The organism is Sulfuricurvum sp. (genome assembly GCF_028710345.1).
In the GTDB taxonomy this organism is placed as follows: Bacteria; Campylobacterota; Campylobacteria; order Campylobacterales; family Sulfurimonadaceae; genus Sulfuricurvum.
On the sequence record NZ_JAQTUH010000010.1, the window covers coordinates 1 to 13,671 of the forward strand.

Consider the following 13,671-nt stretch of genomic DNA (forward strand, 5'->3'; position numbering starts at 1 on the left):
GAATCAATCCCCTCTTTATCAATCATTTCTGTAGCGGTCTGCAACAGCTCTTCTTTAAGATTACCGTGATGATAGGGGGATATTTTTTTTACGGGCTCATTATTCATGGTAGTATTGTAACATGCTATTTATAAAATTGAACTCTAAATGTTGACATTGTTTACATTTAATGTTAACATTGTCAACATAAAACATCGACTGACTAGAAAAAGGAAATCATCATGAGGAATACGGCTCTATTGCTCCTCACCGCCCAAACACTAATGTGTGCAGATTTGGCAACTTTGTTACCGAGTGCTAAAACCAATTTGCGTGTGGAGTCTACACGTTTGGAGATTCAAAAGTCTCAGTTGTTACTTGATGAAGCTAGGACTGCCTATTTCCCCACCGTCACGGCAACAGCCCTCTATAAGAAAAAAGATAAAACACCCGCCTTTGAACCCAATCAAATCCAAGGTGCTGAATTAGGGGCACAAATCACCGTTTTTGATGGATTTCGACGTGAAGCCCTTCTCGATGCTCTCCATTCTTCAATGGCATCGGCAACCCATTCTTTGGCACAAGAAGAGCAAAATGTCCTCATGGAGACCATCGCGGCGTATTACGATTATCTGGATACCCAAGATCGACTGAGTGTTATTAAAGAGAAAAAAAATGAGATTCTCTCCGAAGTACAACGGTATGAGATTTTGGTAAAAAACGACCTTGCTACCACCGATATCCTCAAATCGCTGATTGCATCGAAACTCGAAACCGAGTATGATGAACAAAATCTCAAAATGTTACTCGAAAAACATCGAAAACACCTCGAACTTCTCAGCGCAACGTCTATCCATGAGCCAATCGTCTACCATGAACTTTCTCTCCCTTCATTGACGAAAGTAGAGCGTCATGATATACAAAGCGAACAAGCCAAAATCGATATTTTACGTAATACCGAAGATCGTTATACCTATCTCCCCTCGCTCACCCTCGAAGCAAAACACAAATATCTTGAGTATAGCGGCTACGATACGATGGGGGGAACCAATCTTCAACCCCTCAACCAAAACGAGATAACTGCCTCCCTTTCTATGACACTGTTTGACATGGGACGTATTTCAAAAGAGCGTGAACAAGCACGTATCGATACCCTAAAAGCACAAAAATTTCTCGATTACAAAACACAAAGCCTGAACAATGATGCCGAAATAGCGCTCATGTCGATTCAAACGTCTCAGCGTGCTTATGAAGCGGCAAAAGCGGAAGAGGAAGCACGGAGCGAAGTATTTGGTTATATCAAAAAACGTTTTGAATCGGGGCTAGTGAATACCACTACCTATCTGAGTGAACTGACCAATCTTACTCAATCACGTACAAAAGTTAAAAATGCTCTCAACACGCTCCAAGTGGCAAAAGCAAACGCTGCATATACCCATGGAATCGATTTAATGACACTATTAGAGGAGAAAAAATGAAAAAAATAGCCCTACTCTCAACCCTTTGCACCCTATCGTTATGGGCTGATGTCTATGCCACGTTTGAAACACAAGCATACCGTGAAGCCTCACTGGGGATGAATGCCTCAGGTATTGTCAAAACACTCAATGCACGTGAAGGTGATCGTGTCAAAAAAGGTTCACTACTCCTTTCATTGGAGAGTTCCGAAGAGGAAATTTCACTTAAAATGGCAAAAGCTGATCTCGAATCACTCGAAAAAGAGTGTACATTTTTGAGCGACCAATACGCCCGTTATGAAAAAAGTGCACAGGTTTTCGATAAAAATACCCTCCAAAAACTTAAAAGCGAACTCGACGCCAAACTCTCTCAACGTGAACGTGCCCGCCTTGCCACAGCGTTTCAGACCCAAAAACTCTCTAAAATGTCCCTTTATGCCCCTTTTGCAGGGAGTATTGCTCAAAAAAACATTGAAGTAGGTGATTTTGTGACAACGATGGGAGGAGCACCGCTCTTTAAACTGATCAGCGACCAAAGCCGTCTACTCATCCGTTACGACTCCAAATATTCCCAAAATGTTAAACGGGGAGATAAATTTTGTCTCAGCATTGATGGTCAATCAACCGGAAAATGTGCCGTAATTACCAAAATTTACCCCACCGTCGATAGCAAAACACGTCAAATGACCGCTGAAGCTGACGGTTTTGGTCTCCGTCCCGGCACGTTCGGTGATGGCACGATTATGGCTAAATAGGAGTTATTATGCACAAAATAGCCATTACTCGCCCTATCACGACCATAATGTTCGCCCTTGCTCTGATTTTTTTCGGGCTGGTTGAACGCGCCGGTATGCCATCGGCTCTCTATCCCAATGTTGATTTTCCTATCGTCATTGTCACAACCCTCTACAAAGGCTCTAATGCTGATATTGTCGAGAGTAAAGTAACGGATAAAATAGAAGAGGCACTCAGTGGTATTTCGGGACTCGAAACCCTCAGTTCAGACAGTTCCAAAGGGTACAGTGTTGTTGTTGCCCAGTTCAAACTCTCCAAAGACCTCGATGAAGCGGTCAATGATGTACGGGATAAAGTCTCCAGTATTCAGCTCCCTAACGAAGTGGATAAACCGATTGTAGACAAACACTCTGCCGATGCCGCTCCCGTTATGACCCTCTTTTTATCAGGGAGCGATACAATTGCGCTGATGAAACATGCCGATGAAGTGTTAAAATCACGTCTGCAACGTATCGAGGGGGTAGGAGGGGTAACTATCGCCGGATTGCGTAAAAAACAGATACTTATTACACCCGATCCTGCACTTCTCTCCAAATACAATCTTACCCTCAACGAATTCATCGGTCTCATTCGCGCACAAAATATTCGGATGGATGGAGGACGTACCCTCTCAGCAACACATGAGTATCAACTTCTCATTGATAACGATGCAAAAACACCGCAAGCCCTCGCCAATTTACAGCTCAAAGAGGGGCTAAGTGTCGGTGATATCGCCAAAGTAGAAGTCTCTTTAGCCGAAGAGAAAAGCTACGCCGCGCTGGATGGCAAATCGGGTGTCCTCTTAATGGTTAAAAAAATGACAGGTGCCAACGAGATTTCCATTGCCGATGCGATACGCTCTGAACTTCCTGCATTGCAAGCATTAGAACCCTCTATGACCCTCACCCCGCTTCAAGATGCGACGGGATACATACGAGATACACTGAAAGGGGTGCAGTTTGACCTCCTTTTGGGCTCGTTTCTCGCTTCTTTGATTATTTTTCTCTTTTTACGTAATCTCACCCTCACCCTCATCGCCGCCGTTTCGTTACCGGTATCGATTTTAGGTGTTTTGGCGATTATGGGATGGACAGGTCAGACGTTCAACCTACTCACCCTCACTGCACTCACTCTCGCTATCGGTATCATCATCGATGATGCTATCGTCGTTATCGAAAATATTTTTAAACGGCTCGAAGCGGGACGTGATCGACAAAACGCTGCGATAGAGGGGGTAGGAGAGATCCTGTTTTCCATCGTTGCCATCTCTGCTATGCTCCTCGCCGTTTTCGTCCCCGTCGCTAAGATGAGCGGAATTGTCGGACGATTTTTTACCAGTTTTGGGGTAACCATTATCGCGGCTATCGGGGTCTCTTTTGTCATCGCCATAACCTTGATTCCTATGATTGCATCTCAGATTGCCAAAGGTGAGCACAGCCGTTTTTATCATAGAACAGAGCATTTTTTCGTTGCGTTAGAAGAGCTTTATCGCCACGTCATCACAATCGCCATCCGATACAAAAAAACAACGCTCTTGAGCGCATTGGGAATCTTTATAGTCTCTATCATCCTCTCGGGGACACTGGGGATGGTTTTTATGCCCAAAGAAGATAAGAGCCAATTTAACGTCACTCTAAAGACGGCGGCAGGGACAAGTATTCATGCAATGAAATCACTATCACTGGATGCTCAAAAACAGATAAAAGCATTGAGTGAAGTGGAATATTGTACCCTCTACGTCGGGCGTGGAACCGATCAAAAAGCAAACGAATCCTCCCTCTACGTCCATCTCAAACCGATTCATAAACGCACACGAAGTCAAAAAGAGGTGATGGATAATATCCGCGATATATTAGGTAAAATGAAAGTGTTTACGATGAGTAGTGTGACCGAAGTAGACGACCTCGGCGGCTATGAGATTAATACACCGTTTCAAATCATTCTCAAAGCTCAAAATGCCGAAGATGCCGAAGCCTCTGCACAAAAGCTTATGAGTCTTTTGCATACCCTAAAAGGGACAACCGACGTTCAAAGTAATATTCAACCCAAAGCACCTCAATTGACGATTACCGTCCTTAGCGAAAATGCACGCCGATTAGGGGTTAATATCGATGATATTTCCCGCGTTATCGCCAGTTCCTATTCAGGTGAAAACACCATTACATTTATGCGCGAACGGGGCAAAGAGTACGATGTCATGATGCGATTAGATGAAAACCGTCGTATCGATACCCACTCTCTTGACACCCTTAGCGTCCGTGCCAATAACGGTAGCATGGTACGTCTATCATCCGTTATTCAGATTACCAATTCTCTCGCACCAACAACTATTAAACGGTTTGACCGTCTCAAAAAAGTGATTGTAGGAGCCGATTTGACCCGTGAGTTGCCACTCGACAAACTGGTTACAATTGTCCAAGAGCGTCAAAATGAATGGCTTACCAAAGGGGTCTCTTTTGAACTCGACGGCGATGCAAAATACATGAAACAAAGTAACGATGCCTTCGGTGTTGCCATCGGTGCCGCTATCGTGATGATTTATCTCATCCTCGCTGCACTGTACGAATCACCGCTACAACCGATTATCATTATGAGTGCATTGCCACTGAGTTTTACGGGGGCATTTATCGGTCTGTGGGCGGCAGGGATGAATATGTCGCTCTTTAGTATGATGGGATTGATGCTTTTGATGGGACTAGTGGGTAAAAACTCTACCCTCGTCGTCGATGCCGCCAACCGCCTTTTAGAATCTGGCAAACCGGTCGATGAAGCGATTATCGAAGCTGGAATATCACGCTTACGCCCGATTTTGATGACAACAACAGCGATGACATTCGGAATGCTCCCACTCGCCCTCTCAATAGGAGAAGGCTCAGGAGTCAAAGGACCAATGGGGGTTGCCGTCATCTGCGGACTGATTCTCTCCACAATCACCAGTTTGATTGTCGTTCCTGCACTCTACAAAGCCCTCGCACCGCTGGATGCTAAAATTCGTAAACTTTATACGATTAAAAAAGAGCCTATCGAGGTCGGATAATTCCGTCCTCATTTTTTAAATCCCGTCGCATCGTCTCTCGAACATAATCCATACCGTTATAAAACTCCCGCATCATCACCGAAAACAGATACGTTCCTCGTGTACTCACTTTACCATCATGAACTCTTCCAAAAAGTTTCAAAAAAAGATTTTCTATCCACAAATGCTCACGATCAGCAGAACGTCCAAACAGCTCCACCATCATCCGATATTGACGTATTGCATGTGAAGGAAACGTGAGAGAATGGGTGATAGGGAGCTGTTTATGGATTAACGCTTCCGCGTACTCTTGGAGTGAAAAGGTGTTGGCATAGAGGGTATCGCCGATAAAACTAAACGCACCGCTTCCAATCCCGACGTATTCACTCCGCTCAATCACATACTCATCGATAATCCCCTCACCCTCCAGCGACCATGCCCAAGATGAACGCTCTGTGTAAACGGCACTCATCCGCTCCAAAATGATGCGGTAGAGTTTTGCCTCTTGCGTATCGCTGAGAGAGCCCCACCGTTTGCTCAAAGACTCCCGAATCCCCGGTGCGTACATCAACGGATAAAAGGTTACTTGAGGGGGACGAAGGGTGAGGATCGTATCGATCTCACGATGCAGTGCCTCTTCGCTCTGATGCGGATAGTTGTATATTATATCGATGTTGACAATCGGAAAAAGGGGGATTGCTTTTTTGACCTTGGCGTACTGCTCATCCGCAGAGCCAAACTTTTTGTACCGCCCAATCTGTTTGAGAGTGTCATTATCAAAGCTCTGAATCCCGATGGAGAGACGGTCGATTTTTCCCCGCAAACACGCGTCCTCCAAATCACCTATATGCTGAGGATCGCTCTCGCATGAGACTTCACGAATTTCAAACAACGATTTTGCCAAATCGATCGTCTTAGCGAGTTCACGGGGCAGTATCGTTGTCGTACCCCCTCCAAAATAGATCGAATCAAACCGATACCCCAGCGCGTGAACCATCCGCATCTCCTGATGAAGCAGTTCAAAATAGCGCAATGCACTCGGCTCATCAAATCGGAACTTATGAAAAGAGCAATATGGACACAGCGTCAGACAAAAAGGGATATGGATGTACAAAAGACGTGGTGTTTGATCGGATGAAGGGGGTAACGAATTTTGGGTAGGTTGGAGGTGAAGATACTTTTTCACTGCCCATTGCATCGTCACTGACGCGATTTTTTCAATAAAACCAAACTCGATTTTAGAGTGGTCACTGTAATAAAATATCATTTTATCCCCATCTTTAGAGGTATTATAGCATGATGAACTGCTGTCTTTAAAGAATTTTATTTAAGACTTTTTATCGTTTTGAGTTGTTGTTTAATTTTCTTAATATAGGCTATAGACGTAGTATTATTGGCATCAACTTCAAGTACTGATTGAAATACGACAAGAGCATTTTCCATATCTTGTTTTTTATAATATTTGAGACCTTGTGAAATCAACTCAGGAATATTTTGTTCACATTGCTTTTTTGAGGTTTCTAGTATATATTGTCCCTCTTTATTATTTGGTTCTGCTTCTAAAACTTTAGACGCATATTTCATTGCCATACGATAATCTTTTTGTTCAAAAGCAGTTCGAGCTAGTTTTACTTTTTTTTGCCCCTCCTGTGCAGAAGCAAGATGATCAAGCTTTATCCTTTTCTGCTCTTCTTGCTTAGAAGCAAACTGATCAAGATATTTTTGCGCTGTTGGTTCTTTCGGATAGATTTGTAATATATGTTCAAACTTATTCAAAGCTTCATCATACTTTTGATCTTCATAAAGCTCTGTTGCCTTCTCAAGATTTGTCTTGCGATAACCCTCTAATATCTCTCGTGCCTTTAGAACTAAAAAATTTGAATCATCATATTGGGCAAGCTCTTCAAGTGATTGATTCAGAGATTTGAGTGCAGGAGTAGATTGATTATTTTTTTGAAGTTTTGTATTGAGATCATCTTCACGTGCAGAGAGTAAATTCACTATATCCTTATCATTTTTTAGCTTCTCATATTGATCTTTTCCATCTTTATATTTTGGATTACAACGCAGCATACGGTTAAACTCGATAAGGGCTTGCTTTTTGTCACTCTCCCGCATTTTTATTCCGCGTTCATAATAATAGGCGCTTCTCTCTTCAGCTTTCTCCGCGATCCTCTTAATACGGTTAAGAGGGATAACCGCACGTCCCTCATAAAAATTCACCGCCTCGAAATCGTCAACCGCCGCTGCATAATATCCTTGAGCATAATGTGCTTCACCTTGTGCACTTCGATGAGCTATATCCTCTTGAACACTACTGTAGAGTATCCGTTTTTGTTCAGGGGTAAAGATAGGGATCATTAGTGAGCTGCACCCACTCAAAATGAAAGCAACCAAGAGAAATGTCAGTTGAAAAAATTTCATACACATAACCCTTCCATAGTGATAGCCACAACTGAAACAGGTCTTTTGAGGCCTTTAACATTAATCTCATAAGCAGGTTTAAAAACGCATGGGAGAGTAGCTAAAATACACGTTTGTACTTCAATCAATATTTGTCCAGCCTCTGCAAGAGAACAAAGTCGGGCGGCAAGATTAACTTCGGAACCAATCGATGTAAAATCCATACGGTCATGTGAACCGATATTACCGACAATCACCTCACCATAATTTATCCCAATACCAACATTACAAATGGTATGATTTTCTGCTTTACGTAGCTCATTTGCATCAGCAATGGCTGTTTGAATAGCGATAGCGCACTCTATGGCATGGTCAACACCATCGTCACCGCTAAAAGATGCCATAATTTCATCTCCTACAAACTTGTCAATATCGCCACCAAATCTCTTGATAATTTGTGACTGTAAGTCAAGATAATAATTGACGATTGTAACAACTTCATCCGGTTTTTTATCAATACTCATAGCGGTAAAACCTCGAATATCTGAAAAGAAAAAGGTCATATTTCTGTATTCACCACCTAAAATACTATGCTTATCAGAATCTTCTTGAATCATACACATTGTAGAATCAGAAACAAATTTTTCCATTTTATCACGCTCTCGCAACCCTCTCACCATACGATTAAATCGTGTAGCAAGCTCTTCGATTTCATCATTTGTTTTGATTGAGAGTTTAACATTCAGATTACCATTCATAACATCGGTTGCAGCATCTGCAATACGCAAAATAGGCCTTGTAAAATGCATCCCGGCAAAATAGATTAGTAACACTGTAAAAACAATGATGATAATGGCAATATAGACCGATAAATGTATCACTTCTCGTAATACTTTATTGATCGTTTCCTTATCGTATTTTAAAACAGCTAAACCAAGTACAATCGGTTTCCCTTGAAAATTATAAATGACTGGATGAATAAAACGGTAGAACTCAGATGTCTCATCAATAAAGATTTTATCGTTACTGTATTCTGAAAAATTTTGTATTAAATTTAGTTCAGTGAAATCTTTTTGCGGAATTTTTGAAAATCCCGCAAAATATTGATATATCGATCCATTAGCAGTTTTTTTACGAACATAAATCGATACGTCCATTAATCCTTCAATATGAGAATTTTGAACATCTTTAACCATTTCTGCAAGATTAATCTCATTTTCTTTACTTCGTTCCAAAAGGGCATGAGTAGAGAAGTCGGCAATTTGTTTAAGAGATGTTGTGGCAACTTCGAAGGCTTTTTTTTCAATGGAGGATTGTGTGATTTGGATTATAAATGTACTTAAAATAGTAATTGTAAAAATGATTAGAAGTGATGTAAAACCGATAAGTTTGAGTTTTAATCCACCCTTTTTAATTACGTATCGTATACGTCTGTTCATAAATGCACCTCGAATATCTATGAAATTGTACCTTTTATTGCATTTGAGTCTACTAAATTTTATTTAATAATTTTCAAAATGGCTATACTTTCACTACTTATACAAAAGATGCAACCATGACCTTAGACGATTTACACCGCCATCTTAAAAACGCTTCTGTATCGCTTACCCACGAATATACTCGTCTTTTTCACGGACGGGGTAATACCTATGGTAACTACCGGTTTCTCACCGTAGACAGTGTCGATAAAGTCCTTTTTGCAGTCTTATTTGAGATGGACGATGAAGAAGAAAAAATTATCACTATGTTGCGTGAATTTTACATGAATGACGACAAATGGGAAGCTTTGGTAATTCAGCACCGCTATCTTCCCTCAGCACCATCAACGGTGATTATGGGAGAGTTACCTAGCCAAACCTTTGCTATTGAAAACAATCTCAAATACCGTATAAACTTTCTAAATGCCCAAAACATCGGATTTTTTCCCGATATGAAGCTCGGACGCTCATTTGTTCGTGAGCATGCAAAGGGTAAAAACGTCCTAAATCTTTTCTCGTACACCTGCTCATTCTCCGTTGTCGCGATGGATGCAGGAGCTTATAGTGTTGTCAATGTCGATATGAACAAAAACGTCCTCACGATAGGGAGAGAAAATCACCGTCTCAACGCCATTGAGACCAAAAACGTGGAGTTCATGCCCTACAACATCCTCAAGTCATGGAGCCGTATCCGCAAAAGCGGCCCCTATGATCTCATCATCATCGATCCCCCCAGCTTTCAAAAAGGCTCATTTGCCGCAACGTCTGATTATGAGAAGATTATAAAGCGGCTCCATGAGTTTGCGGCGCAGGAGTGTATCGTCCTCTCAGCGCTCAATGCCCCCGAACTAGAGTGCGAATTTATCAAAACCCTATTTCGTGAAAATGCACCTGAATTTGAGTATGTCGAGAGATTGGAGAATTTGGAGAGCTTCCCCGAAATAGAGGAAGAGCGAAGTTTGAAAAATTTGATTTTTAAACGAGTAGTGGATGGTTAATTACGCCGAATATTTTTCAATGTTTGAGAGGGGAGTTCATCAAAAAGTTCTTTATAATATTTTGCAAAAAGTGAAAAATTCGTATATCCACACTCAATAGCTACTTGAGTAACTGACACACCCTGCCCTGTCTCAAACATCCTTTTGGCATTTAAAAAATTTTGTTTTCTCAACCATTGCGTTGGAGTTATACCTAGTTGTTTTTGAAAAGCAATTTGTAGTGATCGGGTAGATAACCCTGTAAAACGTTCTAAATCCCCAATAGTTCTGAATTGGTAATCTGTTTCATGAACATAATCCATTAACGTTTGTACAATAGAGCGTCCATCATAATGGGTAATTGTTTGAGGTGTGAGATTAGTAAAAAACTTATGCGGGATTAACATCATGACGATTAATCGATAAAACTGTTCGTCAATCCTAAGATTTTCAAGCATATCGGGAGTTGTTCTGACAAAATCAATATAATGACATAATTTACGAACCATTAAATCAAATGAAATATCTCCGTAAGTGAGTGGTATTAATCGTGGTTCATATAACCGTAAATCGTTCATAGTAACATTTTGAAAACCTAACATCGACACGGCAGTTTGAAAAATTATTTGTGGATTGAGATCGACAGTCAATAAAGAACGGGTTGACGATGTACCGGAACGAGCGATATTCGGCATCAAAATCGCGTACCCGTTTTGTTGCCAGTGATATACTTTAGCATCTAACAATGTATCATTGTCACCCACAAAAGGTATCATTAAATTAATCTCTTTAAAATCAGTTGTATCAACAAATACGGGAGTTGCCACACTAGCAATCAACCGAAGCTGATTAAGTTTTAAAAAGAATGTTTTGCTCTCAAAATTTTTAGGATTTCCAAGAGCACTAAACTGTTGTAAAGATGGGACAACTTTGGCAATTTGATGAGAATAAATTTTTGAATCACTATGATAAACCGCTTCATTATTCCCAAAAATAAGCGATGGGAGTGTACTTTTTAACCCCATATTTCTCACTTTAATTTTTATAATTGTTTTATTATATAGTATTTTTCTATAAATAATTACCTATTTCTCACTCCCTAACTAAAGAATAAATACGTTTTTTTTGCATTGCTATTTCGTATTGATGGTAGCGAAAACTTTAGAATATTGGGATAATTATAGAGTTAATTAAAGGCAATATATAGATGATTAATTCAAATGAAATAGATGTATTACGACGTGAATTATGTAAATTAAGTGTTATCGGAGTCGGTATGTTAGTGACCGGTTGCGGTGGCAGCGGTGATAGCGGAAATGCAGGTAGTGGCAGTAGCGCATCGACGGCACTGACCAACGACCAAATACGGGACAAAGCACTCGATATTATGCGTCAAACCGATCTCAGTCCCATGCTTTATGAATCAGGCAACTGGTCTAACGGTGCATACAACGACTGGGTATTCTATCTGACGAAACAAATAACGGAAACACAATACGTCACAGCTCGTTCTACCTCGCCGTATGCGAGCTATTATCCTACGCTTGAGAGCTATAAATTTAATCAATTGCCAGAAATTCCAGTTGATTATACCTTGGTATATACATCAGGTGCCAGGGGATATATGGATAATCGCAGTGATTATAATGTTCTAAGCCATCGGTATTATTACAATAATAGTAATCCGCTTTATTTAACGACTTGGATAAACATCATGCATGACATGATAATGCGTGAGCGAAGTGTCATCGGGCAACACTATCTCGACATCAGTACAGGCAATGGCGGAAACTTATTAAATATGAGTTTTTTTCTCGCTACGTTAATTTATACTTTGGCTCTCTTTGCAAAATCAACTGGACGTCCTACAACAGGAACTGGAAGCGGATGGGGAACGAACGATATAGCCGCAAAATCCCAGACAACTACACTCTCTGATACGCAAAAAGCACTTTTTCCTACTGATAAAATTCTTGATATCATAAAAGCTTTGGTTACAAACTATTCTGCTCCATTTATTACCTATGGTGTACAAAACAGACCTCCGAACCAAAAGTTGACTTATATCGCATGGATGGCGATGCTTACACACTTTTTTCCGGATGTGACAGAGGTCAAAAACTTCTCAGGAGAAGTCGATTCCCTTATGCATGCATTTTTAGCACAAGACACGTATCGTGATGGAGGTGTCATCGAACAATCCTTTAATTACTCGGACGATGTGATCAATTGGCTAACTCGATTACAACGATTAACAAGTCGCTCCTGGTCTTCAACGACTTCATCAGCCATACAAGATTATTGGCGACAAGCCGCAGCTATCCTTAACCCGTTTGGCAGTCGCCCAACAATGGATATTACCAGCTGGAGCACTACCGCATCGACCAATATACCTGCCACGACCTTTGGCCAAACATCGATTGCATTTCCATATAGCGGTTTTTACGTCCAACGCTCCGATTGGAGTAGTAATGGCGCGTATATGTTTCTCTTCTCCCGCAGAGCCGCAGCGGGACACTATATGCCGGCATCGAACTCTATTCAAGTAGCCGCGTATGGACGGACACTCTTAAATGTTGCAGCATATCACTCTTACACTGGCTACACTAATTCAAATGCTTATTTGGCAGAGTCCTCTACATGGAAATCAACCACGATCATTGTCGATGGACATTCTCAATCAAGAGGCGGTTCAACAGCTGGAATACAATCTGACTCTAATGGAAATTTTCAAACGGTTAATCCTGTACCGTCCCGTTGGGGAACATCGGATGTGTTTGATTTTATGGAGAGTACCCATGATGCTGATTACACGTATGACCCTTATACTAGCACCACAAATACTTCGACGGGTGTTGTTCATAAACGTATGATTGTCTTTATCCGTGAACTTAAAGCATGGGTGATTGCCGACTATCTCATTCCTACAGCTGGAGGAACCCATAACTACACACAAATTTGGCGCTATCCTTCTCCCACTAATGGAGGATTTAACCTTTCACAGGTCGTCTTACCAACTACAGACGCTGTGAAACGACTTTACACAAACGATACGACTAGCGGAGCCGTGAATCTCTCAATCTATCAAAGTGCTCCTCAGACTCTCAACCACACCAGCTATTTTGGTTCTACCGATCCAAACACTCGCTATGGATTTGACAACACCCCTAACCCCTCTATTTCGGGAGCACCTAGTTTTTCGTGTGATGTTCATACGACTTGGACTGGTAATAGTACCCAAGCAATACTCAGCGTCCTTATTCCATTCCAAGGTTCAGACGGTGTTACGGCAAGTTCAAATACCTCTGCAGGTTTAAACGCAGGATTGACTTTAGTTATTAATGGAAAAACAGTCGATGTAAGTGCCATTCCCGCAACAACAGCTGCTCAATGTGCCCTTAATCTTACTTATACGAACTCTGGCGGTACACAAAACGTCGTTATCGGTGATTTAGCCATAACCTCTGCAAGCTATATTCAATTCAATAACGGTTCAAAACAACCACTAGTTGTTCCTTCCGGATTTTCATGGAGTACCGATTCATCGGGTACTTTAACAGCAAATTACACAGCATAGGAGAAAACAA

General features: G+C 41.3%; 9 protein-coding genes. 5 read left to right on the top strand and 4 right to left on the bottom strand.

What is annotated here, in order from left to right; genetic code table 11:
• Nucleotides 1-221 precede the first annotated feature (221 nt).
• The 3 genes from PHC76_RS12025 to PHC76_RS12035 are packed head-to-tail and all read left to right on the top strand — an operon-like array spanning nucleotide 222 to nucleotide 5,247.
• A complete protein-coding gene (locus PHC76_RS12025; RefSeq protein ID WP_299974336.1) occupies nucleotides 222-1,457 on the top strand; it encodes a TolC family protein in 1,236 nt (411 codons plus the stop codon).
• Nucleotides 1,454-2,191 (top strand): efflux RND transporter periplasmic adaptor subunit, encoded by a 738-nt coding sequence (locus PHC76_RS12030; RefSeq protein WP_299974333.1) that lies wholly within the window; start codon nucleotides 1,454-1,456, stop codon nucleotides 2,189-2,191. The genes PHC76_RS12025 and PHC76_RS12030 overlap by 4 nt, the downstream gene beginning before the upstream one ends.
• Before the next feature lie 8 nt (nucleotides 2,192-2,199).
• Entirely contained in the window at nucleotides 2,200-5,247 is a 3,048-nt protein-coding gene (locus tag PHC76_RS12035; protein WP_299974330.1) for an efflux RND transporter permease subunit, read from the top strand.
• Here the strand turns inward: PHC76_RS12035 and PHC76_RS12040 are convergent.
• From PHC76_RS12040 to PHC76_RS12050, 3 genes are read right to left on the bottom strand one after another with little or no spacing between them, the layout of a single operon-like run.
• A complete protein-coding gene (locus PHC76_RS12040; RefSeq protein WP_299974327.1) occupies nucleotides 5,231-6,493 on the bottom strand; it encodes a coproporphyrinogen III oxidase family protein in 1,263 nt (420 codons plus the stop codon). The two genes, PHC76_RS12035 and PHC76_RS12040, sit on opposite strands and share 17 nt — an antisense overlap.
• 56 nt (nucleotides 6,494-6,549) lie before the next feature.
• A complete protein-coding gene (locus tag PHC76_RS12045) occupies nucleotides 6,550-7,650 on the bottom strand; it encodes a hypothetical protein (RefSeq protein ID WP_299974324.1) in 1,101 nt (366 codons plus the stop codon).
• A complete protein-coding gene (locus PHC76_RS12050; RefSeq protein ID WP_299974321.1) occupies nucleotides 7,647-9,068 on the bottom strand; it encodes an adenylate/guanylate cyclase domain-containing protein in 1,422 nt (473 codons plus the stop codon). The genes PHC76_RS12045 and PHC76_RS12050 overlap by 4 nt, the downstream gene beginning before the upstream one ends.
• 116 nt (nucleotides 9,069-9,184) lie before the next feature.
• Between PHC76_RS12050 and PHC76_RS12055 the strand changes: the two genes are divergently transcribed.
• Nucleotides 9,185-10,105 (top strand): class I SAM-dependent methyltransferase, encoded by a 921-nt coding sequence (locus PHC76_RS12055; RefSeq protein WP_299974316.1) that lies wholly within the window; start codon nucleotides 9,185-9,187, stop codon nucleotides 10,103-10,105.
• Here PHC76_RS12055 and PHC76_RS12060 read toward each other — a convergent pair.
• Nucleotides 10,102-11,109 (bottom strand): helix-turn-helix domain-containing protein, encoded by a 1,008-nt coding sequence (locus tag PHC76_RS12060; RefSeq protein WP_299974313.1) that lies wholly within the window; start codon nucleotides 11,107-11,109, stop codon nucleotides 10,102-10,104. The genes PHC76_RS12055 and PHC76_RS12060 overlap by 4 nt on opposite strands.
• A gap of 182 nt (nucleotides 11,110-11,291) precedes the next feature.
• On the opposite strand from PHC76_RS12060, the gene PHC76_RS12065 reads away from it, so the two are divergent.
• A complete protein-coding gene (locus PHC76_RS12065; RefSeq protein WP_300210243.1) occupies nucleotides 11,292-13,661 on the top strand; it encodes a hypothetical protein in 2,370 nt (789 codons plus the stop codon).
• The last annotated feature ends 10 nt before the right edge of the window (nucleotides 13,662-13,671 follow it).